General features: G+C 39.1%; 23 protein-coding genes. 7 read left to right on the top strand and 16 right to left on the bottom strand.

The window, feature by feature from the left end; genetic code table 11:
- The coding region (locus ACNKXS_RS01440) for a metal-dependent hydrolase family protein (RefSeq protein WP_417919325.1) at positions 1-1,036 on the top strand (1,036 nt) is incomplete at its 5' end.
- 126 nt (positions 1,037-1,162) lie between these two features.
- On the opposite strand, the gene fabD is transcribed toward ACNKXS_RS01440, so the two are convergent.
- The 5 genes from fabD to ACNKXS_RS01415 all read right to left on the bottom strand — a co-directional run bounded on the left by fabD (position 1,163) and on the right by ACNKXS_RS01415 (position 4,534).
- Positions 1,163-2,047, bottom strand: a complete 885-nt coding sequence (fabD, locus tag ACNKXS_RS01435) for an ACP S-malonyltransferase (protein ID WP_417919324.1) — start codon at positions 2,045-2,047, stop codon at positions 1,163-1,165.
- 96 nt (positions 2,048-2,143) lie between these two features.
- Positions 2,144-2,644, bottom strand: a complete 501-nt coding sequence (locus tag ACNKXS_RS01430) for a pyridoxamine 5'-phosphate oxidase family protein (protein ID WP_417919323.1) — start codon at positions 2,642-2,644, stop codon at positions 2,144-2,146.
- Between the two features lie 96 nt (positions 2,645-2,740).
- Entirely contained in the window at positions 2,741-3,598 is an 858-nt protein-coding gene (locus tag ACNKXS_RS01425; protein WP_417919322.1) for a fructosamine kinase family protein, read from the bottom strand.
- Entirely contained in the window at positions 3,570-4,067 is a 498-nt protein-coding gene (locus ACNKXS_RS01420; protein ID WP_417919321.1) for a dihydrofolate reductase, read from the bottom strand. The genes ACNKXS_RS01425 and ACNKXS_RS01420 overlap by 29 nt, the downstream gene beginning before the upstream one ends.
- A 2-nt stretch (positions 4,068-4,069) precedes the next feature.
- A complete protein-coding gene (locus tag ACNKXS_RS01415; protein ID WP_417919320.1) occupies positions 4,070-4,534 on the bottom strand; it encodes a 2TM domain-containing protein in 465 nt (154 codons plus the stop codon).
- Between the two features lie 63 nt (positions 4,535-4,597).
- Here ACNKXS_RS01415 and ACNKXS_RS01410 point away from each other — a divergent pair, with 63 nt between their 5' ends.
- Both ACNKXS_RS01410 and ACNKXS_RS01405 read left to right on the top strand, forming a co-directional pair.
- Entirely contained in the window at positions 4,598-5,674 is a 1,077-nt protein-coding gene (locus ACNKXS_RS01410) for an aminotransferase class V-fold PLP-dependent enzyme (protein WP_417919319.1), read from the top strand.
- Positions 5,675-5,852: 178 nt separating this feature from the next.
- Entirely contained in the window at positions 5,853-6,143 is a 291-nt protein-coding gene (locus ACNKXS_RS01405; protein ID WP_141878628.1) for an isoamylase early set domain-containing protein, read from the top strand.
- A gap of 3 nt (positions 6,144-6,146) precedes the next feature.
- Here the strand turns inward: ACNKXS_RS01405 and ACNKXS_RS01400 are convergent, their stop codons facing one another.
- From ACNKXS_RS01400 to ACNKXS_RS01350, 11 genes are all read right to left on the bottom strand, one after another.
- The gene (locus ACNKXS_RS01400; protein ID WP_295180909.1) at positions 6,147-6,428 is read right to left on the bottom strand and encodes a DUF427 domain-containing protein; all 282 of its coding nucleotides are present in this window, start codon (positions 6,426-6,428) and stop codon (positions 6,147-6,149) included.
- A 12-nt stretch (positions 6,429-6,440) separates the two neighbouring features.
- Positions 6,441-7,409 carry an L-histidine N(alpha)-methyltransferase gene (locus tag ACNKXS_RS01395; protein ID WP_417919318.1) on the bottom strand — a complete coding sequence of 323 codons (969 nt, stop codon included), beginning with the start codon at positions 7,407-7,409 and terminating at the stop codon, positions 6,441-6,443.
- Positions 7,410-7,415: 6 nt separating this feature from the next.
- Complete coding sequence (gene egtB / locus ACNKXS_RS01390) at positions 7,416-8,579, bottom strand: ergothioneine biosynthesis protein EgtB (RefSeq protein ID WP_417919317.1); 1,164 nt, start codon at positions 8,577-8,579, stop codon at positions 7,416-7,418.
- A gap of 89 nt (positions 8,580-8,668) precedes the next feature.
- On the bottom strand, positions 8,669-9,439 hold the full coding sequence (locus ACNKXS_RS01385; RefSeq protein WP_417919316.1) for an energy transducer TonB: 771 nt from the start codon (positions 9,437-9,439) through the stop codon (positions 8,669-8,671).
- A complete protein-coding gene (locus ACNKXS_RS01380; RefSeq protein ID WP_417919315.1) occupies positions 9,440-9,850 on the bottom strand; it encodes an energy transducer TonB in 411 nt (136 codons plus the stop codon).
- Between the two features lie 70 nt (positions 9,851-9,920).
- Positions 9,921-10,745 (bottom strand): thymidylate synthase, encoded by an 825-nt coding sequence (locus ACNKXS_RS01375; protein ID WP_417919314.1) that lies wholly within the window; start codon positions 10,743-10,745, stop codon positions 9,921-9,923.
- Between the two features lie 95 nt (positions 10,746-10,840).
- Positions 10,841-11,824 (bottom strand): YihY/virulence factor BrkB family protein, encoded by a 984-nt coding sequence (locus tag ACNKXS_RS01370; RefSeq protein ID WP_417919313.1) that lies wholly within the window; start codon positions 11,822-11,824, stop codon positions 10,841-10,843.
- An 86-nt stretch (positions 11,825-11,910) separates the two neighbouring features.
- A complete protein-coding gene (locus ACNKXS_RS01365) occupies positions 11,911-13,614 on the bottom strand; it encodes a NupC/NupG family nucleoside CNT transporter (RefSeq protein ID WP_417919312.1) in 1,704 nt (567 codons plus the stop codon).
- 6 nt (positions 13,615-13,620) lie between these two features.
- Positions 13,621-14,247, bottom strand: a complete 627-nt coding sequence (locus ACNKXS_RS01360; protein WP_295181568.1) for a bifunctional nuclease family protein — start codon at positions 14,245-14,247, stop codon at positions 13,621-13,623.
- Between the two features lie 86 nt (positions 14,248-14,333).
- Positions 14,334-15,302: an electron transfer flavoprotein subunit alpha/FixB family protein gene (locus ACNKXS_RS01355; RefSeq protein WP_417919311.1), complete on the bottom strand. Its 969-nt coding sequence runs from the start codon at positions 15,300-15,302 to the stop codon at positions 14,334-14,336.
- A 46-nt stretch (positions 15,303-15,348) separates the two neighbouring features.
- Positions 15,349-16,095 (bottom strand): electron transfer flavoprotein subunit beta/FixA family protein, encoded by a 747-nt coding sequence (locus ACNKXS_RS01350; protein WP_417919310.1) that lies wholly within the window; start codon positions 16,093-16,095, stop codon positions 15,349-15,351.
- Between the two features lie 308 nt (positions 16,096-16,403).
- Here ACNKXS_RS01350 and ACNKXS_RS01345 point away from each other — a divergent pair, with 308 nt between their 5' ends.
- The 4 genes from ACNKXS_RS01345 to ACNKXS_RS01330 all read left to right on the top strand — a co-directional run bounded on the left by ACNKXS_RS01345 (position 16,404) and on the right by ACNKXS_RS01330 (position 23,053).
- Positions 16,404-17,381: a pyruvate dehydrogenase complex E1 component subunit beta gene (locus tag ACNKXS_RS01345; protein ID WP_299154658.1), complete on the top strand. Its 978-nt coding sequence runs from the start codon at positions 16,404-16,406 to the stop codon at positions 17,379-17,381.
- A gap of 59 nt (positions 17,382-17,440) precedes the next feature.
- Positions 17,441-19,933 (top strand): DUF5686 and carboxypeptidase-like regulatory domain-containing protein, encoded by a 2,493-nt coding sequence (locus tag ACNKXS_RS01340; protein WP_417919309.1) that lies wholly within the window; start codon positions 17,441-17,443, stop codon positions 19,931-19,933.
- A gap of 69 nt (positions 19,934-20,002) precedes the next feature.
- Positions 20,003-20,515: an inorganic diphosphatase gene (locus ACNKXS_RS01335; protein WP_141878615.1), complete on the top strand. Its 513-nt coding sequence runs from the start codon at positions 20,003-20,005 to the stop codon at positions 20,513-20,515.
- A gap of 129 nt (positions 20,516-20,644) precedes the next feature.
- Positions 20,645-23,053, top strand: coding sequence for a sodium-translocating pyrophosphatase (locus tag ACNKXS_RS01330; RefSeq protein WP_417919308.1), 2,409 nt, complete (start codon positions 20,645-20,647; stop codon positions 23,051-23,053).
- The last annotated feature ends 127 nt before the right edge of the window (positions 23,054-23,180 follow it).

Genomic DNA, 23,180 nt, shown 5'->3' with positions numbered 1-23,180 from the left:
TGTACATATGGAGGGAGAGTCCAGTCCTGGTGAGTATATAGAAAGCTTTACAAATAACCCGGCTGATAATGCCTTCAACTCTGTAGGTTTTGCTGAAAAAACACTGATGGCTGGTTTTACTGCCGTTCGGGATCTTGGAGGTTCTGGTATAAATATCTCTCTTCGGAATGCCATAAATAAGGGAAAAATAGCTGGTCCAAGAATTTTCACGGCCGGCAAAAGTCTTGCGACAACTGGAGGTCATGCAGATCCCACTAATGGAGTTAATGCTGAATTAATGGGAGATCCTGGACCGAAGGATGGTGTAGTGAATAGTCTGGAGGATGCAAGAAAGGCAGTTCGCCAACGCTATAAGAATGGAGCAGATCTTATCAAGATTACTGCTACCGGAGGAGTTCTTAGTGTTGCGAAGAGTAGTTCGAATCCGCAGTTTTTTACTGAAGAGATCGAAGAAATAGTAAAGACCGCTAAAGATTACGGCTTTCATGTTGCTGCACATGCCCACGGAGATGAGGGAATGCAGCGGGCTGTTAGAGCAGGAGTGAAAACCATCGAACATGGTACTTTAATGAGTGAAGAAACCATGGACCTTATGAAGCAGATGAATGCATACCTCGTTCCCACCATCACCGCTGGAAAGGAAGTAACTGAAAATGCGCAAATCGAAGGCTATTACCCGGAACTTGTAGTTCCAAAAGCTAAGGAGATTGGACCTAAAATTCAGAATACTTTTGCTAAAGCCTATAAGAGGGGAGTGCCAATATTGTTTGGTACAGATGCAGGTGTTTTCAAACATGGAGAAAATGCTCGTGAATTCGAATATATGACCGAAGCCGGAATGCCAGTCATGGACGCGATTATTTCAGCGACCATCACTCCTGCGAAAGTTTTTAATATGGAAAATGAGAGCGGACAAATAGCACCAGGATTTTATGCTGATATTATCGCGGTAAACGAGGATCCTACTCAGAATGTTTCCACCCTCAAAGAAGTGGTATTTGTGATGAAAGAAGGAAAGGTGTACAAGCAGGAATAAAGGTAATAGTAGAAATGAAAGTGTAATTTTGATACTACGCGTTTTTAAATCCTGTCTAGCTTAATTAGAGAAAAAAAAAGCCCGATCGATTGAGATCGGGCTTTTTTTAAAACCAACTATCGTATTTTATTCTATTACTGCAGAAGATGTAGTCATACTTCTATTGATCTTTTTTACTAATCCCTGTAAAACTTTTCCAGGACCAACTTCAATAAATTCACTAGCTCCATCATTGATCATATTTTGAACCGACTGTGTCCATTTGACTGGAGCAGTCAATTGAAATACGAGGTTTTTTTTGATCTCTGAAGAATCGTTCACCGCAAATGTGCTTACATTCTGGTAGATAGGGCAAATAGGCTTGGAGAACTCTGTGTTCTCTATAGCTTCAGCTAGATCCTTGCGCGCAGGTTCCATAAGAGGCGAGTGAAATGCTCCACCAACCGGAAGAATTAATGCGCGTTTAGCTCCTCTCTCTTTTAAGTTTTCACATGCTTTTTCAACTGCAGGATATGCTCCAGAAATTACTAACTGGCCCGGGCAATTATAATTTGCAGCGACCACAGTTCCTTCAGTTTCCGCACAAATAGATTCCACCATTTCATCTTCCATTCCCAGGACAGCAGCCATAGTGGATGGTTCCAGTTCACAGGCTTTTTGCATCGCCTCGGCACGTTGAGAAACCAGTTTCAATCCGTCCTCAAAGCTTAGAACTTTATTCGCGACAAGTGCAGAAAACTCTCCAAGAGAGTGACCGGCAACCATATCTGGTTTGAAAGATTCACCAAGAACTTTGCTAAGAATTACAGAATGTATAAATATTGCAGGTTGTGTAACTTTCGTTTGTTTCAGGTCTTCAGCCGAACCTTCGAACATAATATCGGTAATCGAAAATCCGAGGATATCATTAGCTTGTTCAAATAGTTCTTGCGCTTGCGGGGACTTTTCATAAAGGTCTAATCCCATTCCGGAGAATTGTGCTCCCTGACCTGGAAATACGTATGCTTTCATAAAGATTGTTTAGGCTAACAAAAATAAGGATAAATAGAAAGACCTCATAACGAAGTTTCGCTATGAGGTCTTATCTAAAATCTTAAAGCTAATCAACTATACATTTAGCTTTCCTTTTTCGCCAATATCCTGTTTGTCGCCAGTAACTGCTGCCATTCCTAACTTGAATAAGGTCACCATTTTGCTATCCTTGTTATCCCAGTAATAAGCTTCCTTTGGGTTCACTTTGATTGCGGTAATACTTGGATCATCTTCACCATCAAACCATGCGTTATCTGCTTTTGAATATAACTCCTTGATCACCTCTCTATTGGTCTCGATAAATGCTTCACCGTATACACTGAGAAACTCCATGTCTGAAGTTCCGCTGTATAGTAATTGCACATCTTTATCTTTTTCGATATCACGATTATGATCGCTATCATTTTTGCTTAAAAACCATACTGCTCCATGATCATCTACTTCTTTAGTAGACATAGGAATTGCGCTTAATGGTTTCTCATCCACATTCGTAACCAGCATGCAAAAATCCACATTTTCTGCTAGTTCCTTAATTTTTTCTCTTGCTTTATCGTCGTATAAATTCTTAGTACTCATAGTAATTTTATTTTGAGTGGAAGATACTTTAGATACTAATGAAGCTGAGCTAAGGAACTGCTAAAAAAGAGCCTAGTCTTGTTAAGAAATGTAAAATCAGGAGTATTTCTGGATAATCTCTGTGACTTGTGACTTATAGCTAGCTCCAAAAACATTTAAATGCATAAGCAAATAGTATAATTGCCAGAGCTCTATTCTTTCCTCCCAGTCATTTTCCAGAGGAAAGTAATCTTGATAAGATGAAATCATTTGATTGTCAAAACCACCAAATAGCCTGGTCATTGCAATATCCATCTCTCTTGGTGCATATGTTACCGCAGGGTCGATAATGCAGGGACGGCCATTCGCATCAACCAGGTAATTACCACCCCACAGATCCCCGTGGATCAACGAGGCTTTTTCCTTCGGAATAATGGATTCACAATTTTTGAAAAGAATAGATGCATCAGGTAGATTGTGACCTTTCTCTCTTGCCAACTTCAGTTGAGGTTCCAGACGCATTTCAGTATAAAAATGAATAGCATCAGTACGATAGGAGTTTTGCTGCGGAAGACTGCCCAGGTAATTATCATGATTGAGACCAAATTGATCAGTTTGCACAGAATGTAATTGTGCTAGTTGGCTTCCGAAGACCCGCCAGAAATCAGAGTTTTTAGTACCTGATGGGATAAATTCTAATAACAGGTAGGAATGATCATCAAGAGTAGCAGTTTCGAAGACTTTGGGAATTCGTATAACTCCAGAGCCAGCAAGTAATTCCAGTCCCTTTTTTTCTGCTTCGAACATCTCGGGAAATTTTAAAGCAGAGTTAGCTTTAAGAACCAGTGTTTGATCCTTGCATTCTAATTTATAGACCTCATTGATATCTCCACCAGTAAGTGGCTTAAAACCCTGGAGATTTAAGCTGTGTTTTTCAGCAATCCTCTCAATGAGATTTTTTCTGCTTTCTCTCATAGGTTAGATAGGTAAACGAATAGTCGTGTTTTTCATCTTTATCATGAAACTGATCTTTGACTATTTCCCATTCACTTTTATCTATTTCCGGAAAATGGGTGTCGGCTTCAAACTCACCATGAACTCGGGTCAGTTCGATTCTATCCGCATGTTCCATTCCCATTTTGTAAATTTCGCCGCCTCCAATTATAAAAGCCTCATCATCCAGTTTGGAAACTTTTAATGCCTCTTCCATTGAATGTACGACAATAGTGTTTTCAGGAGAGTAATCTTCCTTTCGGGTAATGATCACGTGCGTTCTGTCTGGAAGTAATTTCGGGAAAGACTCAAAAGTTTTACGACCCATAATAATATGATGCCCGGAGGTAAGTCGTTTAAATCTTTTAAAATCGTCTGGAAGATGCCATACAAGATCGTTATCCTTGCCTAGCGCATTGTTTTCTGCTGCCGCAGCAATTATTGTGATCATATTTAACTATTTATTGGTCGGTCTGGATTTCCAGGGGTAATTCTGTTCTGGAAATCTGGTTCTGTATTCTTGGCGTCGGTGGAACGATCAGGTAGTGGATGGTCTTTCTCTACTTTGCTTTGAAGTTGAGCAATTTTCTCTTGTTGCTTCTTAACCAGTCTGTCTACCTGTTTTGCTTCCCAATCCTTACCCATAAAGCTATTAATGATAAAGACATTGAAGAAGTGGATCAGGAATAACAGGGTCCATAATAGAACGGCCCACACGAACCAGTTATATCCAAGGGGTTTAAAATCTTCCTGGTAACCCACGACCACATTCAAAACAATAAGAAAAGCGGCACCAATTAGGAATATTACAAAATGCCGGAATAGTCTTTTTTTCTGTCTTGCTCTCTGCCTTGCATTCTCATAGAGCTCCCGTTGTTCATAATCTATTTTGGATTCGTTTTTCTTTTTGGAAAACATAATAAAAAGTACCTTAGTGTAGTTTCAAATTTACATTTTTATCAAAAGAACTTCCAATAGCTTATGGATAATTTAAGAAAAGGCTTTCCTGTACTTCAGCAATATACATACTTCAATACCGCTGCTTGCGGTTTACTTCCCGAAAAAGTATGGGAATTCAGGCAGGATCATGACATGGATTTTTTTTTAAAAGCAAGTGTTTTAAAGGAAAAAATGGGAGAGATGCTTACGGGAGTAAGGGAAAGTATAGGTTCTTTATATCATTGCGCACCAAATCGAGTGGCTTTAATTCCAAATTTCTCTTATGGATTTAATAGTATCCTGGGAGGAATCGACTCGGGTTCCAAAATTCTACTAATTAAGGACGATTATCCTTCGATCAACTGGCCGGTGGAATCCAGGGATTTTCAGGTCTGTTATGCAAACCTGGATAAAGATCTGGAAAATAATATTCTCGAAGCCATCAAAAAAAATAAACCCAACATATTTGCTTTTAGTATTGTGCAGTACATAAATGGGGTGCAACTGAGTTCAAATTTTATAAATGATATAAAACAGCAATTCCCGGATCTTCTACTTATTGGCGACGGAACTCAATATTTTGGAACCGAGGCCTATGATTTTGAAAGTAGCGGATTGGATATTGCGATCTCCAGTTGCTACAAATGGATGAATGCGGGTTACGGTAATGGCTTTATGCTATTTAGCGATCGTGTAGAAGGAAGACTGAATCCTAAACATCTTGGTTTCGGTTCGCTGCAAGGAAAGTACAAAGAACATGAGGGAAATTTTCTTGGGAAGTTCGAACCGGGTCATTATGATACACTCAACTTCGGAAGCTTAAAAACTGCGATTGAAATTATTCAGAAGATTGGTTGGGATCCTATTGAAGGTCAGATTTCCAAGCTGAAGCTTATAGCCCGGGAACGGTTTAAATCGGCTGGTTTACTAGAAAAATGGGTTGCAGAGAGAGAGATCTATTCATCCTTATTTAATATCGCGGGTGATGAAAAACTATTTCATAAACTGAGATCAGAAGATATTATCACATCTATGAGAGGAAACGGAATTCGAATTAGTTTACACTATTTCAATTCTGAGAAAGAACTGAATAAACTGTTTGCTGTACTCGGGATTTAATCTTAAAATTCTACAGATAATCAATATTTTTATATCCTAAACCGTTTTCGGAATAAAGAATTATCTCTTTAAATAACTAAAATTAGTAATTCTGTAAAAATGATGTAGATCGCTGATATGTATTGGTTTACAAGCATATTTTAATTTAATTTGAAGAGTCAATCAATAAATTAAAAATATGCCAATTAGCAAGCAATACTTGAAGTCCAAACCGGAATGTAAGATCACTTTTAACCTTCCTGCGAAAGAAGCAGACCAGGTAGAATTAGTGGGTGAGTTCAATGATTGGAAGCCAGCAAAATTGAAGAAGTATAAAAATGGTAATTTCAAGACTCAGCTCAATTTACCAGTAGATAAAGCATACGAATTCAGATATCTTGTAGATGGGCAGTGGCAAAACGATCCAGCTGCAGATGCCTACAAGTGGAATGATTTCGCGGGAGATGATAATAGTGTAGTGAGCGTATAGAAACTATTCAATAACCTGAACACCCTTCCAGAAGGCTACATAATTTTCAATTGGTTTGGCCGCGTGACTTGCCTCTGGGTAGAACCATGCTGCATCTTCATTTTTTTCACCATCTACCTCTATGTCATAGTAGGAAGCTTTGCCTTTCCATGGGCATCGTGTGGTGAACTCACTTGGCTTAAAGAACTTATCCTTAATATCTTCAGGAGGAAAGTAATGATTGTTCTCAACGATCCTCGTTTCGGAACTTTCTGCGATTACGGTGCCTTTCCAAATAGCTTTCATAGTTCAGTAAATTTATTTCCTTCTAAAGATATAATTTTTAAAGCAGTTATTTGAATCTGCAAAATTACGCTCCACTAACAAGCCGGCTTCATCTGCTAACCAGCTTACGATTGCATCATCATATTTTTGAGAAATCTCGGTATGTATGCTCTCCCATGCATCGAATTTCACTTCTAGTTCAAGCCTATGAATCTTAACTCTTTGCTCTTCCTTGCTCACCAAGAAACTGCGGGCAGTACCAGTTTCTGGATCATAGGTCTCCCAGTGTTTGAATTTTTCTAGTTCGAATTCACCGCCCAGTTCGTGGTTAATTCTTACCAGCAAGTTTTTATTGAATCTTTCTGTAATCCCGGCTGGATCATTATAAGCATTCATGATAATTTGTGGGTCCTTCTTTTGATCAAAACCCATAAATAACATATCATCATCGCTCATCGCTACAGCAATATTCCGAAGAAAATCTACGGCTTCGCTATGCGAAAGATTACCAATATTACTACCCAGAACAAGGATGACTTTTTTCCTTGAATTATACTCTGCAAGTTTCTCCAGCGTCTCAAAATAGGTACCTTGTTGAGTTTTGACAGATACTTGCGGAATTTCATCCTTTAACGCATTTTCAAGTTCATCTAGCACATTCTGACTAATATCTACAGGTAAATAGTTGAACTTATAATTTTTGTCCACCAGTTCCTTGAGAAGAAGCTTGGTCTTTTTACCGTCTCCTGCTCCAAGTTCAATAAGATCAAAACTGTTCTCACTACTGAATATTTTAGCAATATCAGTCTTGTTTTGTTTCAAAATATCAAACTCACAGCTGGTAAGGTAATATTCAGGCATCGCCATGATCTCCTGAAATAATTTGTCTCCTTTTTTATCGTAGATATATTTGGAATGCAAAAATTTTGGATAGCTGGTAAGTCCTTTATGCGTGTCTTCAGCAAAGACAGATTCGAACATGGTTGCAGATTGATTTTTCATATAATATTATTTAACGAGTCTGAAGCCCGTAAACTGCCATCTTAATTGTGGATGGAAGAAATTTCTATAAGTATAACGGCTATGCTTGCTGGAAGTAGCGACTGAAGCTCCCCGAAGAACTTTCTGGTTTACCATGAATTTTCCATTGTATTCTCCAAGAGCGCCGTCTGCCTTCTGGTAATTTGGATATGGAGAATAGGCGCTTTCAGTCCATTCCCATCTGCTTCCCCAGTCGAAATGTTTTTGAGCAATTTCCCATTCCTGCTCGGTTGGTAATCTCATACCTTTCCATTGTGCATAAGCGAAAGCTTCATAGTAACTAATATGGGTAACTGGAGCATCAGGATTCAAAGGTTTTAATCCTCCCAATGTATATTGATGCCATTTGTTCTCGACCTTATGCCAGTAAAATGGTGTTTTAATTTCATTAGTGTTTACCCAATCCCAGGCTTCAGCGTGCCATAAAAGAACATCATCATATCCACCAGCTTCAACAAATTCCATGTATTCTGAATTCGTTACGAGTTTGTTAGATATACTAAAGTCGTGTAGATAAATTTTATGAACTCCCAATTCATTGTCGTAGCAGAAATCTTCTGAAGTATGACCAATTTCATAGATACCTTCAGTAACATCCACCCATTCTCTTTCAAAATCCTGAACAGGATTTTCTTCAAACTGCTGGTTGTATTCAGGCATCAAAGGATTGTTTCCTAGAATATACTTGATATCTGCATACAACAGTTCCTGATGCTGTTTTTCATGATGACAGCCAATTTCCATAACATCTAAAGCTTCGTTCGAAAGCGTATTATTTTTCAGTAGCCGGATAATTTCGGTCGTAACGTATTCTCGGTATTTATAGATCCACGCAACAGTTGGTCGTGAAAGGTTTCCCCTGTCTGTTCGAACTACTTTTTCACCAACACTTTCATAATAGCTATTAAAAACAAATGCAGTATTCTCATCGAATAGCGTATGGTCTTCAGCGTATTTTTTTAGAACAAATTCTTCAAAGAACCAGGTGGTATGCCCTAAATGCCATTTAGGAGGTGAAACATCTACGATGGGTTGTACAACGTAATCTTCAGTTTCCAGGAAGGAGCAAATATTTTCTGAATCTTTTCGGGTTTCTTTGAAAAGGTGTAGTAGTTCGGATTGTGACAACATAAAAATGAACGATACTTTTTGGTATCACTCAAATTTACAATTTTTTCAAAATGAGTATACAAGTAACTCGTTAAGGTCGAGTTAAAGTGTTAAATGTTTGAAATTCCGACTACAACTGGCAGACTATATGACACCGCTACAGGTTTGTCATTCAGTATTGCCGGTCGCATGGAAGGAATAGTACTTACTACTCGAATTGCTTCCTGGTTGAATACTTCATTTTCTCCATCTGCTGTTATATCAACAATTTTGCCTTGCTCGCTAATAACAAAATTCACTGTAGTTCGAAATATTGAGTTTCCTTTTTTCTTTGATCTCAGAATATCAGTATTGAATGATCTATTGACGTAACGTGAAATGTTTTCAGCTAAACAAGTTCTTTTATCATCATTATTCTCACAATCACGAGGTATTGGCGGGATATCTACAGATCTTACATTAGAGATCTCATTTTGTTTTTCCAATTCAATCCTGTACGAAACCATAACATTTACCGGCTGATCATTTACCAATCCTGGGCTATAGGCGGGTAAAATGGACAAGATCCTGCGTCCTTCCAATTCTATCTCGTCATTATTACCTTTTACAGATGACCAGCGCAATTTGCCATCTGTACCAATAATGATCCTAAAGTTTAAGGTATAAGCAGACTCAGATTCTGAAATCAATTCTTGATTAAATTGATTGATCACAAAATCAATAAATGCTTTCTTAGAACACGTACTAATATTTCCAGATTCTGAGCAACCCACAAAAACTGGAGTTTTTTCCACTTCATCCCATGCAACTATTTCAGAATTTTGAGATTGAATAGGGTGTGAAAATAAAAACAGTAAACTTAAAAAACTAATGAATTTCATTTAGAAAGTTAAGGGGATTTTGTAACTAATCGCTCTAGGCTTTCCAGCCAGCTGTCCTGGTACCATCTCTGGTATCGCTTCGATCATTCTTTTTGCTTCCTTATTAATCTTTGGATGCTTGCCCGTAACTTCTTTGACCACCACTTTTCCTTCTTCGTTTACAACTAATGAAATTGTTGCTTTTCCTCTAATGTATTCGCCATTTTCGTTCTTTGGATACTTGTAGTTCTCCTTGATATGTTTCATTAACATGGAATTGAAACAGGCCTTTGTATCTTCACTTGCTTCGCAACCTGGCCAGACAGGCGCAGTCTCTTTCATGGAAACTTTATTTCCTTTTACCGATACATCGTCTTGAGCGAAGGCTCCAAATCCTATAAATAACAATACTAATAGAAATATATTTTTCATATTCTCAATTTTGGTTCATTCTATAAAGTGCAATTATCCCGCCACGATGGACTGGAAAAAATTCTGCTTATTAAACTGCTACTTTCCCTTTGATTGCCGGATGTGGATCATAGTTTTCTAAACTGAAATCATCAAACGTGAAATCAAAGATGTTTTTTATTTCAGGATTTAGTTTCATTTGAGGAAGTTCTCTGGGTTCTCTGCTTAGCTGAAGTTCCACTTGTTCCATATGGTTACTGTAGATATGAGCATCACCAAAAGTATGGATAAAGTCACCAGCCTCATACCCACACACCTGAGCCATCATCATAGTGAGTAAGGCATAAGAGGCAATATTAAATGGAACTCCTAAAAAAATATCTGCACTTCTCTGGTATAACTGGCAGGATAATTTACCGTCTGCCACATAAAACTGGAAGAATGCATGACATGGAGGTAAAGCAGCCTTTCCATTTGCTACGTTTTCTGAAAACGAAACAGAAGTATCTGGCAGCACTGAAGGATTCCAGGCAGAAACCAGCATTCTCCTACTGTTGGGATTTGTTTTTAATGTCTCTACGATCTCCTTGATCTGGTCGATCTCCTCGCTATTCCAGTTTCTCCATTGATGTCCATAGACAGGACCCAGATCACCATTTTCATCTGCCCACTCGTTCCATATTCTTACGCCATTTTCTTTTAGATATTCAATGTTCGTGTCTCCTTTTAGAAACCACAGCAATTCGTGAATGATTGATTTTAAATGAAGCTTTTTGGTGGTAACCATAGGGAAGCCTTCACTAAGATCGAAGCGCATCTGGTAACCGAAAACGCTTTGTGTTCCAGTGCCGGTCCTGTCACCTTTTTGAGCACCCGTTTCAAGTACGTGTTTAAGAAGATCGTGATATTGTTTCATGAAAAGAAGCTAGATTATTGAGCGAAATGTCGAGCAATAAAAATAAGAAAATCGGCTAAACTATAGACTGAATTCCCAGTCCAATCTATAATAATTTAGCATTCTTCTTCACCATCTTCAACTACCGCACATCTGTCTGCATGGTAAGCATTCCGTTTTCCCATGGGTCTATCAGCACCAATCGTAGAATCGATTTTAGTCTGGTGTTCCATTTCAGAATTAATTTCAGCACCCATTAGAACAATGAAAGCGGTAAGAAATAACCATAACATTAGAATTGCTACTGCGGCAAAGCTTCCGTAGAGATCGTCATAACTACCAAAATTCCCGACATACCAGGAGAATGCAATAGAGCCTCCCAACCAGAAAATAGTTCCCAGGATCGCTCCCCAGCTTACCCAGCGCATTTTTGGATTTGTTCGGTTTGGAGCCAGTTTATATACCATGCTTAGCATGACAATTAGAATGACTCCCAGGAACACCCAGCGTAACCAGGTCAACATGTGTTCCAGACCAGGTGTAAGACCAAAGTTCTTGATGAGTAGCGGGAAGAATATTACGATAAGTAAACTTAATAGGCCTACCACAACACCTGCTAAAGTAAAAAGCAAAGTGAGTAGGTTCTTTTTAATAATTCCACGGGTATCGACTTCATCGTAAGCAATATTAACACCCTGAAACAATGCGCTGGTTCCCTTGTTTGCACTCCAGATACTAACCATGATGCTAATGATCAAACCCCAGCCAATTTCTTTACGATCCTGTTCTATGACCGGATTGAGAATATCGGTGATCATACCATATGCCTGTTCCGGTAGTATCAACGTAAGTCTGGATAATTGTTCTTGTATTTGCGCGGGATCTAAAACCAGGCTGTATATAGAAATAGCTGCTACAATGGTTGGGAAAATGGATAAGAAAAAATAAAAGGCAACACCGGCAGCAACAATCTGAACGTGGTCTACCGACATTTCCTTATAAACACGTTTACCAATGTCTACCCATCCTTTTAATGGTATCTGGTGCGGCCATTCCGCATTCTGTCCTCTATATCCTTTTTTCTTAGCTGCTTTTTCCATATTCAGTTTTACTGAGTACGGCAAATTAGAACATTTTAAGGCTGCTAAAGAATATGAGATTACAAAGTTTTCTAAAAATTAGGCTGTTAGCCAATGATCATTCCGGCGATTGTAGCAGACAAAAGTGAAGCAAGAGTTCCACCAATTAATGCTTTCATCCCAAATTCAGAAAGAACTTTACGTTGTCCTGGAGCTAATGATCCAATTCCACCAATTTGGATCCCTATGGAAGCAAAATTAGCGAATCCGCAGAGCATATAGGTAGCCATGATGACTGACTTTTCGTAATTGAGACTTAATGCATTTGCAGGGTTTTTAAGGTCTGCCAGTTGAACATATCCAACAAATTCACTTGCTGCCAGTTTGATTCCAAGCAGCTGTCCCATTAGCATCATATCTTCTTTTGCTACACCTATAATCCACATTAAAGGAGAAAAGATGATTCCTAAAATTGATTCCAGTGAGAATTTTGAATATGGTGTATATTCTGCCATTATGCTGTTCAAAGTAGTAAGCGCACCTAGATAACCCAGGATATAATTGATCATGGCAATAAATGCAATGAATACAAGCAGCATCGCTGCAACATTCGCCGCCAGCTTCAAACCTTCCGTAGTACCATTTGCGATGGCATCCAGAATGTTACTTCCAATTTTGTCTGAAGAAACCTCTACATCTGTATTAACTGGTTCCTGTTGAGGATACAGAATTTTCGAAATTACGATAGCTCCAGGCGCAGCCATTACGGAAGCAGCAAGCAGGTGTTTAGCAAATTGAAGTCTTAATTCCGGATCATCACCTCCAAGAAATCCAATATATGCCGCGAGTACACCTCCGGCTACAGTAGCCATCCCACCAATCATAACCAATAGAATCTCAGACCTGGTCATACGTTCCAGATAGGCTTTGATCATTAAAGGAGCTTCGGTCTGACCAAGAAAAATATTCCCGGCGACACTCAGACTTTCTGGTCCAGAGATCCCCATTAATTTGGTAAGCACCCAGGCCATTCCCTTTACGACGATCTGAATCACTCCAAGGTAGAATAATACAGAGGTTAATGCTGAGAAAAAGATAATGGTAGGTAGTACCTGGAATAGAAATATAAATCCAAAACTGTCCACATCCATCATTCCGCCTAACAGGAATTCACTTCCTGCCGCGGTGAAATCAAGGATCAGCACAAATACTTTTCCTACGAATTCGAATACCTTCTGAACTACGGTGATCTTCAATACACCAATAGCTAGTATGAGTTGTGCTCCTAATCCTATACCAACCGTCTTCCAGCTAATTGCTTTTCGGTTATTACTGAACAGGAATGCGATGAGTAGTAGAACGAGCATACCAAGTACACCTCTAATTAAACTTGAGGTGGACATTCCCTGGCTCGGTATCATTTGCTTCGCAGCTTTCACCGGGATTACATCTTCAGCCAGTTTTGGTTTTGCCGAAAGTTCGAAGGTGTTATCTCTGCCTTCAATGCTTAGGTTTTGATCACTAATCCCTGTTACCCTAAGATTTTGGATAGTATCTTTTGGTGAGTTATAAAAAAGGACCAGTAATTTCTTCTGATAAAGATAGTCTCCTGAAGCAATAGTGTCTTGTTCAGAATTTGCCAGAAAAAGGAAGCTACCTTCATTAAAATGAACCTCTTCAACATCCTGAAAAACTGAATTCTCTTGAAATTCAGCTGAATTTTCCAGAGTCCAGGATTTGGAAATAGTTTGAGAAGAAGCTGATGCAATAGAAATTAAGACCAGAAACAGGCAACACCAGAGTTTATTCATTTTAGATTATTTTCTTTTGGAGATCTCGTCCCTTAGACGAGCGGCTTTTTCGTAATCTTCCTGATTCACAGCTTGGGCAAGTAGCTCATTAAGCTCTTCCAGTGACATTTTGCTGAAACCTGAATCGCTGTCCATTTTTACTTCAATGTCTTCGCGTAGAAGTTCCTCTTCAATAATTTCCTCTTCATCTTTCATTTCCTTAGCACGCTGACTCTCGTCTGCTTTCAGGAAAATTCCAGCTTTATCAAGAATGTTCTTGTAGGTGAAAATTGGAGCGTTGAACCTTAGTGCAAGCGCGATTGCATCGCTGGTTCGGGCATCTACAACTTCTTCGACACCTTCACGTTCACAAATTAGACTGGAGTAAAATACGCCGTCTACCAGTTTGTGAATAATAACCTGTTTGACCGTGATCGAGAATCGATCTGAAAAGTTCTTGAAAAGATCGTGTGTAAGTGGTCTGGGAGGTTTGATCTCTTTTTCCAATGCTATCGCAATGGATTGTGCTTCAAATGCTCCAATAACAATTGGTAACTTACGTTCACCATCTTCCTCATTAAGGATCAGGGCGTAAGCTCCGTTTTGTGTTTGACTGTAAGATATTCCTTTAATGTTCAGACGAACTAAACTCATGCTTCTTAAAAATTAAAAAGGCTGTCTAAATAAGGACAAAATTACCAGATCTAGACAGCCCTTTTATGGGTCGCAATTTAGAAAAATTATGCGTTTTTCTCTTTAAATTCCCTCAATTTTTCATTTAGCTTCGGTACGATCTCAAAAGCGTCTCCAACCACCCCGTAATCTGCAGCTTTGAAGAAAGGCGCTTCAGGATCATTGTTAATTACAACTTTGGTTTTGGCAGCATTAATACCGGCAAGATGCTGAATTGCACCAGATACACCAATGGCAATGTATAAATTGGATGCTACAGGCTTACCTGTTTGACCTACGTGTTCACTGTGAGGTCTCCAGCCCATATCACTAACTGGTTTGGAACATGCAGTTGCAGCTCCAAGAATTTCTGCCATTTCTTCGATCATTCCCCAGTTTTCAGGACCTTTAAGTCCTCTACCTCCTGAAACCACAGTTTCAGCATCGGCGATTGTTACTTTATTGGTAGCCTTATCTACAGATTCTACATTTACGGTGAAATCTTCATCTGTAAGATTCGGGCTAAAATCTTCAGCAGTCGCAGCTCCTTGAGATTCTTTAAGACCAAAAGCATTCTTGGATATTCCTAGCACCTTCACATCGGTATCGATTTTGGTGAAATTAAATGCCTTATTCGTGAAAGCAGTTCTTTTGACTGTAAAAGGATCTGCACTCTCTGGCAACGCCACAACATTAGATGCATAACCTGCTTCTAAATGCACTGCAAGTAGTGGTGCTAAATATTTACTGTTCGCACTCTGGCTAAGAACTACAACCTTGCTGCTTTCCTGAGTTGCCGCTTGTTTGATGGCGTCAGAATAAGCTTCAGCATTAAAATGCTTCAACTTATCATTATTTACTTTTAGAACTTTGTCAACCCCGTAGGTTCCAAGTTCTGATACGTCATCTATATTAAATGTGATCGCTGTAACACTGGTACCCAGCATACCCGCAACTTCCTTTGCATAAGACGCAACCTCGAATGAGGCTTTCTTAAGTTTTCCTTCTTCTGATTCTATATATACTAAAACTGACATTTTCTAAATATTTTAATTCCTGAATCTTTTTTATTCTGAATTTTGATTAGATCGCTTTTGCCTCGTTGTGAAGCAAGTTGATCAATTCATCCAGATTATCAGGATCAATTAATTTTACATCTCCTTTAGGTGCAGGCTTCTCAAATTTCACAACTTCGGTTTTCACTGAAGTTTCCGCAGGCTCCACGACATTTAGAGGTTTTTTACGCGCTTGCATAATACCTCTCATGTTCGGGATACGAAGATCAGATTCTTCAACCAATCCTTTCTGTCCTCCAATTACCAGAGGAAGAGAAGCCGTCAAAGTTTCTTTACCGCCATCGATCTCACGAAGAGCTTTCGCTTTGTCTCCATCGATCTCAAGGCTAATACAGTTATTAATGAAATTAGCATCCAGAATTCCGGCCAACATTCCCGGAACCATTCCACCATTATAATCAATAGACTCTCTACCGGCAATTACAAGATCGTAACCTCCGTCTTTTACAACTTTCGCAAGTTCCTTTGCAACCTGATAACCATCAGTTGCAGCAGTATTTACTCGAATTGCTGTATCTGCTCCAATTGCAAGTGCTTTTCTAAGTGTAGGCTCGGTTTCAGCTCCACCAACATTTACAACATCAACACTGGCACCTTGTTTTTCTTTGAACCACATCGCTCTGGTAAGACCAAATTCGTCATTCGGGTTTATTACAAATTGAACACCATTCGTATCAAACTTCGTGTCTCCTTCCGTGAAATTGATTTTGGATGTAGTGTCAGGTACGTGACTAATACAAACTAAGATTTTCATATATAAGGTTCTTTTTTTTAATAAAACGTTTTCGCAGACGAAGGTAAGTATTTTATATCAAAAAAAGCTATGCATGCATAATAAATTTAACCAAAAGAATGAGTCAAATTTTAGTTGATTTTTGGTTTTGTAGATGTTTTAATGCGCAATATGTATAAAACTATGTAAAATAATGAGATTCCTATTATTTGTGATTTAAGCATTTCCGAAGAACACTACAACCCCTAAATTTTTACTTACAATTATGGTATTTACCTTAATGAATTACTATTTTTGCTCTGCAGGAATTAAAATTAAGATTTTACATAATGAGGACAATTCAATTTAGAGAAGCTATTGCTGAGGCGATGAGCGAAGAAATGCGTCGCGACGACAGTATCTATTTAATGGGTGAAGAAGTTGCTGAATACAATGGTGCCTATAAAGCTTCCAAAGGTATGCTTGACGAATTTGGTCCGGATAGAGTTATAGATACTCCAATCGCTGAACTTGGATTTTCTGGAATAGGAGTTGGGTCTGCCATGAATGGTAACCGTCCTATTATTGAATTCATGACCTTTAACTTCTCACTTGTAGGGATTGATCAAATTATCAATAACGCTGCAAAAATGCGCCAGATGAGTGGTGGGCAATTTAATATTCCAATTGTATTTCGTGGGCCTACAGGTTCTGCGGGTCAGTTAGGTGCAACTCACTCTCAGGCATTTGAAAGCTGGTATGCAAATACTCCAGGACTAAAAGTGATAGTTCCTTCTAATCCTTATGATGCAAAAGGGCTTTTAAAAGCTGCTATTCGTGATGACGATCCGGTGATCTTTATGGAGAGTGAACAGATGTATGGAGATAAAGGAGAAGTTCCTGAAGATGAGTACGTTATTGAAATTGGAAAAGCCGATATTAAGCGTGAAGGTTCTGATGTAACTATTGTTTCCTTCGGAAAAATTATTAAAGAAGCCTATAAAGCAGCTGAAACTTTAGCTGAAGATGATATTTCATGTGAGATCATTGACCTTAGAACGATTCGTCCTTTAGATATTGATGTCATTCTTGAATCTGTTAAGAAAACGAACCGACTAGTGATCCTTGAAGAATCATGGCCTTTTGGAAATATTTCTACAGAAATTTCTTATCAGGTACAGTCTAAAGCATTCGATTACCTGGATGCTCCAATTATAAAAATTAATACAGCAGATACTCCTGCACCTTATTCACCTGTTCTTTTGAAAGAATGGTTACCAAATAGTGAGGATGTTGTTAAAGCTGTGAAAAAGGTCATGTACAAGTAGACCTTTTCAACCTATCTTTGAAACTTCATCTAAACGATGAAGTTTTTTTTTATCCTATAATGAACAAATACACCTACCTTTTAATACTATTTCTCCTTCCAGTTTTCAGTCTAATCGCTCAAACAAAAGCAGGAGGAATTGTGACCGATGACACCGGCGCTACTGTACCTTTTGCGAACGTAGTTTTCGCAAATTCTATTTCAGGAACAACCACCAATGAAGTTGGTGAGTTTTACCTTCAGTCAGATGATAATTATGATACGCTTGTGTTTTCCTTTATTGGCTACAAAACCAAAAAGATCGCTTTAAGATCCAGGGTCAATTTAAATATGGATGTGAAGTTGGAGCAGGAAGCTTCCAGTCTTGATGAAGTGGTTATCTATCGCGGGAAAACCTCAAAAAAGAACAACCCGGCAGTAGATATCTTAAAGAAAGTATGGGCAAACCGCCGAAGCAACGGTGTTAATGCTTTCGACCAGTATAGTTATAAGGAATACGAAAAACTGGAATTTGATCTTAATACCATAGATAGTGCTGTTGTAGAAAGCAGGATCTTTAATGGAATGGAGTTTATTTTCGATTATACAGATACCAATGCAGTGACCGGGAAGACTTATCTGCCTATGTTCATTAACGAGTCGGTTACCCAGGTTTACGGAGATAACAAGATCAATGAGGAGAAAAAAGTTTTACTTGGAAACAAGAATTCCGGATTTAACCAGAACAGGAACCTGATCGATTTTGTGAAGGATATTTATGACGATTACGATATTTATAAAAACTACATCAAGTTCTTCGATAAATCATTCGTAAGCCCAATTTCGACTACAGGGATCGATACCTACAATTATGTGTTGTCTGATAGTGCTTACATCGACAATAAGTGGTGCTATAATATCGTCTATTATCCACGCCGAGAGAATGAACTAACTTTCAAGGGAGACTTCTGGGTAAATGATACGACCTGGGCAGTTAAGAACATCAATCTCGAAACTACCAAGGATGTAAACATCAACTGGATCAAACAGGTTTATATCGAACAGGATTTTGAAGTTTTAAATGACTCTGTTTTTTTGATAGAGAAGGATTTCTTTATGGCCGACTTCGGAATCAACAAAAAGAAAACTTCCCAGGGAGTTTATGCAAAACGAACTATGCTTTACGATGAGTATGAGTTTAATAAAGAACGGGGATCAAGTTTTTATAATCAACCAGTCTACAATCCACAATCTCAGGCTTACAATAGAAGTGATGAGTTCTGGAGTGAAAACAGGCTGGAAAAACTAAACGAGGATGAAGAGGGAATCTATGTAATGCTCGATAGTCTTACGAAGACAAAGGCTTTTAATAGGTTGTATGATATCGCTACGATTGCGCAGTCTGGTTACGTAGAGTTTGATGGATGGGATTATGGTCCTGTTTATTCTACTTTCGGATTTAATGATGTGGAAGGAGTACGAACCCGTTTTGGAGGAAGAACATATTTTGGACAGAATGATCCATGGAGAATTGAAGCTTATGGAGCTTATGGGTTCAAAGACCATAAGTTTAAGTATGGAGTATCAGCAAAAGTGCTGCTGGATTATAAAATGCGACTTATCTTAAGTGGTGGAAACCGAAGGGATGTAGAACAGTTGGGAACCAGTCTTACTAATTCCACAGATGTTCTGGGAAGGAGTCTAGCTTCTTCATCACTTCTGAATGTCGGAGATACAGATAAACTGAGTTCGATCAATTTGAGTGTTTTTTCCGTAGAACTGGAACCGGTAAAGAATCTTACCGTAAGATTTGGAGCTAACTACAGAATATTGCAACCGGCATCTGAAGGTTTTAGTCTTGATTATTATGTGGATGACACGCGTACAATCACCGACAGTGAGATCAACCAAACCGAACTTTCAACGATCATTACCTGGACACCGGGTAGAAAAACTTCTGGCTTTGGAGTGGAGCGTAATGTGGTGAACGAAGAAGATTTCCCAACCTTGTTCCTAAACTACAGTTTGGGAGTTAAGGAGGTTTTCAATAGTGATTTTGATTATAAGAAACTTCAGTTCTTTTACAATCAACCATTGTTAATTGGTGGTTTTGGTAGGTCTAATATTAGCCTGGAAGCCGGGAAGACATTTGACGCTGTGCCTTTAGGATTGCTAAGTGTAGTACCTGGTAACCAGACATATTTTAGTATGTACAATTCATTTCCAACACTGGATTTCTACGAATTCGTGACAGACAGTTATTCAGCTATTCATATAGATCACAACTTCAATGGTAGGTTATTTTCCAGAATTCCGTTACTAAGAGAATTAAACCTGCGGGAATTAGTAGGATTTCGAGCGGTCTATGGAGATATTTCACAAGCCAGTAAAGATTTAGATGCTTCCGGTTTACCGTTGGTAGCTCCTGATAATGATCCTTTTTACGAGTATAGTCTGGGTATTGGAAATATTTTGAAAGTAATGCGATTTGACGTTCATTTCCGCGGAAATTACTTCGATAATCCTGACGCAAGAAGCCTTGCGTTTACAATAGATTTCGGATTTCACTTTTAGATAATAGTTTAAATATCAGAAATAACTATATTTGCTGCCCTGAATTTTAACACAGATAAAAATATAAAAATGTCGAATACTTTTGATGTATTGATCGAGATCCCAAAGGGAAGCCGAAACAAATACGAATACGATTTCAAGCTTAAAAAAGTACGTTACGACAGGATGATCTTCTCTTCTATGATGTATCCTGCAGATTATGGTTTTATTCCTAACACCCTTGCATTGGATGAAGACCCTCTTGATGTATTGGTTTTGGTTTCTGAACCTACCTTTCCAGGAATCGTGATGGAAGTGAAGCCTATTGGTGTGTTCCATATGGCAGATGAAAAGGGACCGGATGAGAAGATCATCTGTGTGCCGGTATCTGATCCTATCTGGAATAGATTGAACGATCTTAAAGAATTAAACGGGCATATGCTTAAAGAGATCGAACACTTCTTTAAGGTTTATAAGGATCTTGAGAAGAAAAAGGTAGATACAGGAGATTTTGGAGATGCAGACGAAGCTCGTGAGATCATTAAACAGTGTATCGAACGTTATGAGAACTATGACGGTGATAAATCCCGATTCGGAATATAATCGTAAAATATCACTCGAATTATTAAGAATATGAAAGCAATAACCTTAAAAAGTTGTTGCTTTTTTAATTGTTGTCAATTTTACTACATTAGCTAGCATTAATATTTAATTAACAATCAACTAGCTAATATGGAATCAATAATGATCTACCTGCCAGCGGTGCTGGCAATCATCGGACTCATTTTTATGTGGGTGAAAAGATCCTGGGTGATGAAACAGGACTCCGGAGACGGAAAAATGAAAGAAATTTCAGCACACATCTATGAAGGAGCCCTGGCCTTCTTAAAAGCAGAATATAAATTATTGACTCTCTTTGTGATTGGAGCCAGCATTGCGTTAGCCGCAATCGCATATTTTGTTCCAACAACCCATTACCTTATCATAGTTGCCTTTATTTTTGGTGCAATATTCTCAGCGTTTGCCGGAAATATCGGGATGAAGATCGCTACTCAAACAAATGTAAGAACTACACAGGCGGCTAGAACCAGCCTACCGGAAGCATTGAACATCTCTTTTGGAGGTGGAACAGTGATGGGACTAGGTGTTGCAGGTCTTGCAGTTCTCGGTCTTACCGGCTTCTTTATACTCTTCTTTCATTATTTCATGGGAGGAGAGTGGACCAATACTCAACAAATGACCGTGGTTCTGGAAACCCTTGCTGGTTTTTCACTAGGTGCCGAATCTATAGCGCTTTTCGCCAGAGTAGGAGGAGGAATTTACACCAAAGCCGCAGATGTTGGAGCTGATCTTGTTGGTAAGGTTGAAGCAGGTATTCCTGAAGATGATCCTAGAAACCCTGCGACCATTGCAGATAATGTTGGAGATAATGTAGGAGACGTTGCCGGGATGGGAGCCGATCTTTTTGGAAGTTATGTGGCCACAGTTCTGGCAGCAATGGTGCTGGGAAATTATATAATCGAAGACATGGGAGGTGATATTACCAGCGAAGGTTTTGGTGGTATTGGACCAATTTTATTACCAATGGCAATCGCCGGAGTAGGAATTATCATTTCCATAATCGGAACTTTGTTGGTAAGAATCTCTTCAAATTCGGCTAAGGAATCTGAAGTTCAGAAAGCTTTGAATATCGGGAACTGGGTTTCGATCTTACTGGTCGCGGTTTCATGTTATTTCCTGGTTAACTGGATGCTACCTGCGAATACCATGACCATGGGATTCTTTATAGGAGGAGAGGAAGGATTTGAAATGATAAACATAAGTTCCATGCGTGTATTTTATGCAACACTGGTTGGTCTGGTTGTAGGTGGTGCGATATCTTCAGTAACCGAATATTATACCGGGCTGGGTAAAAAGCCAATTCTCAAGATCGTTCAGCAATCAAGTACAGGAGCTGGAACAAATATCATTGCAGGTTTGGCGACCGGTATGATCTCCACGTTTCCATCAATTTTATTATTCGCCGGAGCGATCTGGGCGTCTTATGCGCTCGCCGGATTTTACGGGGTTGCATTGGCAGCTTCAGCAATGATGGCAACTACAGCTATGCAGCTGGCAATCGATGCTTTTGGGCCTATTGCAGACAATGCTGGTGGTATTGCCGAAATGAGTGAGCAGGAGTCAATAGTAAGAGAAAGAACAGATATTCTGGATTCTGTAGGGAATACGACCGCAGCCACAGGAAAGGGTTTTGCAATAGCATCTGCCGCATTGACTTCTTTAGCGCTCTTCGCCGCTTATGTAACCTTTACTGGGATTGAAGGAATCAATATCTTCAAAGCTCCTGTACTGGCGATGCTTTTCGTTGGTGGGATGATTCCTGTGGTATTTTCTGCTTTGGCAATGAATGCAGTGGGTAAAGCCGCCATGGAAATGGTGCAGGAAGTAAGAAGGCAATTCAAAGATATTCCGGGTATTATGGAAGGAACGGCAAAGCCTGAATATGACAAGTGTGTGGCGATCTCTACGGAAGCTTCCTTAAAAGAGATGATGCTGCCAGGTTTGTTAACCATAGGTTTTCCATTAGTCATCGCATTTCTACCAATGATCTTTGGGATGGATAATCTTGCAATTGCTGAAATGCTTGGGGGCTATATGGCTGGGGTTACTGTGAGTGGTGTGCTTTGGGCAATCTTTCAGAATAACGCAGGAGGTGCGTGGGATAACGCGAAGAAGTCTTTTGAAGCTGGAGTCATGATCAATGGTGAAATGACCTATAAAGGCTCTGATGCACATAAAGCAGCAGTAACTGGTGATACGGTGGGCGATCCTTTTAAGGATACTTCAGGTCCTTCCATGAATATATTAATTAAATTAACCTGTCTTATAGGCCTGGTGATCGCGCCAATTTTAGGAGGGCATACAGATGCTGACATTCCAAATCAGGAGGAAACTGTTGAGGTTATCTCTTCGGAAGGTTCTGTGATTTCAAAAGAAATAAGTTTAGAGAAAAATGATCTTGACGATCTGGTTATTGCGAGGGTAGTAGTTACAAGTTCCTTAAATGGAAATGAAACCAGCAATACCTATGAATTTGAAGGGTCAAGTCTGGAAGTGCAGAAAAAGATCGACGCGCTATAGGATACTCTTTAGAAAAGAATAATTCAAGAAACCTCCGCAATCGTGGAGGTTTTTCTATTTCCGGCTATAAGTTCCATTCTCCTGTTTCTTCTAAAAATTGATCGTATAAACGGGTATTTCAGTTAAA

Source organism: Christiangramia marina (assembly GCF_048285865.1).
GTDB lineage: Bacteria > Bacteroidota > Bacteroidia > Flavobacteriales > Flavobacteriaceae > Christiangramia > Christiangramia marina.
This window is presented reverse-complemented; position numbering and strand designations above follow the sequence as displayed.

Bases quoted from the DNA above. Each gene is read 5' to 3' on its own strand.
- fabD (WP_417919324.1), bottom strand. From the start codon at position 2,047: ATGAAAGCATACGTATTTCCAGGTCAGGGAGCACAATTCTCCGGAATG.
- ACNKXS_RS01430 (WP_417919323.1), bottom strand. From the start codon at position 2,644: ATGAGTACTAAGAATTTATACGACGATAAAGCAAGAGAAAAAATTAAG.
- ACNKXS_RS01425 (WP_417919322.1), bottom strand. From the start codon at position 3,598: ATGAGAGAAAGCAGAAAAAATCTCATTGAGAGGATTGCTGAAAAACAC.
- ACNKXS_RS01420 (WP_417919321.1), bottom strand. From the start codon at position 4,067: ATGATCACAATAATTGCTGCGGCAGCAGAAAACAATGCGCTAGGCAAG.
- ACNKXS_RS01415 (WP_417919320.1), bottom strand. From the start codon at position 4,534: ATGTTTTCCAAAAAGAAAAACGAATCCAAAATAGATTATGAACAACGG.
- ACNKXS_RS01410 (WP_417919319.1), top strand. From the start codon at position 4,598: ATGGATAATTTAAGAAAAGGCTTTCCTGTACTTCAGCAATATACATAC.
- ACNKXS_RS01405 (WP_141878628.1), top strand. From the start codon at position 5,853: ATGCCAATTAGCAAGCAATACTTGAAGTCCAAACCGGAATGTAAGATC.
- ACNKXS_RS01400 (WP_295180909.1), bottom strand. From the start codon at position 6,428: ATGAAAGCTATTTGGAAAGGCACCGTAATCGCAGAAAGTTCCGAAACG.
- ACNKXS_RS01395 (WP_417919318.1), bottom strand. From the start codon at position 7,409: ATGAAAAATCAATCTGCAACCATGTTCGAATCTGTCTTTGCTGAAGAC.
- egtB (WP_417919317.1), bottom strand. From the start codon at position 8,579: ATGTTGTCACAATCCGAACTACTACACCTTTTCAAAGAAACCCGAAAA.
- ACNKXS_RS01385 (WP_417919316.1), bottom strand. From the start codon at position 9,439: ATGAAATTCATTAGTTTTTTAAGTTTACTGTTTTTATTTTCACACCCT.
- ACNKXS_RS01380 (WP_417919315.1), bottom strand. From the start codon at position 9,850: ATGAAAAATATATTTCTATTAGTATTGTTATTTATAGGATTTGGAGCC.
- ACNKXS_RS01375 (WP_417919314.1), bottom strand. From the start codon at position 10,745: ATGAAACAATATCACGATCTTCTTAAACACGTACTTGAAACGGGTGCT.
- ACNKXS_RS01370 (WP_417919313.1), bottom strand. From the start codon at position 11,824: ATGGAAAAAGCAGCTAAGAAAAAAGGATATAGAGGACAGAATGCGGAA.
- ACNKXS_RS01365 (WP_417919312.1), bottom strand. From the start codon at position 13,614: ATGAATAAACTCTGGTGTTGCCTGTTTCTGGTCTTAATTTCTATTGCA.
- ACNKXS_RS01360 (WP_295181568.1), bottom strand. From the start codon at position 14,247: ATGAGTTTAGTTCGTCTGAACATTAAAGGAATATCTTACAGTCAAACA.
- ACNKXS_RS01355 (WP_417919311.1), bottom strand. From the start codon at position 15,302: ATGTCAGTTTTAGTATATATAGAATCAGAAGAAGGAAAACTTAAGAAA.
- ACNKXS_RS01350 (WP_417919310.1), bottom strand. From the start codon at position 16,095: ATGAAAATCTTAGTTTGTATTAGTCACGTACCTGACACTACATCCAAA.
- ACNKXS_RS01345 (WP_299154658.1), top strand. From the start codon at position 16,404: ATGAGGACAATTCAATTTAGAGAAGCTATTGCTGAGGCGATGAGCGAA.
- ACNKXS_RS01340 (WP_417919309.1), top strand. From the start codon at position 17,441: ATGAACAAATACACCTACCTTTTAATACTATTTCTCCTTCCAGTTTTC.
- ACNKXS_RS01335 (WP_141878615.1), top strand. From the start codon at position 20,003: ATGTCGAATACTTTTGATGTATTGATCGAGATCCCAAAGGGAAGCCGA.
- ACNKXS_RS01330 (WP_417919308.1), top strand. From the start codon at position 20,645: ATGGAATCAATAATGATCTACCTGCCAGCGGTGCTGGCAATCATCGGA.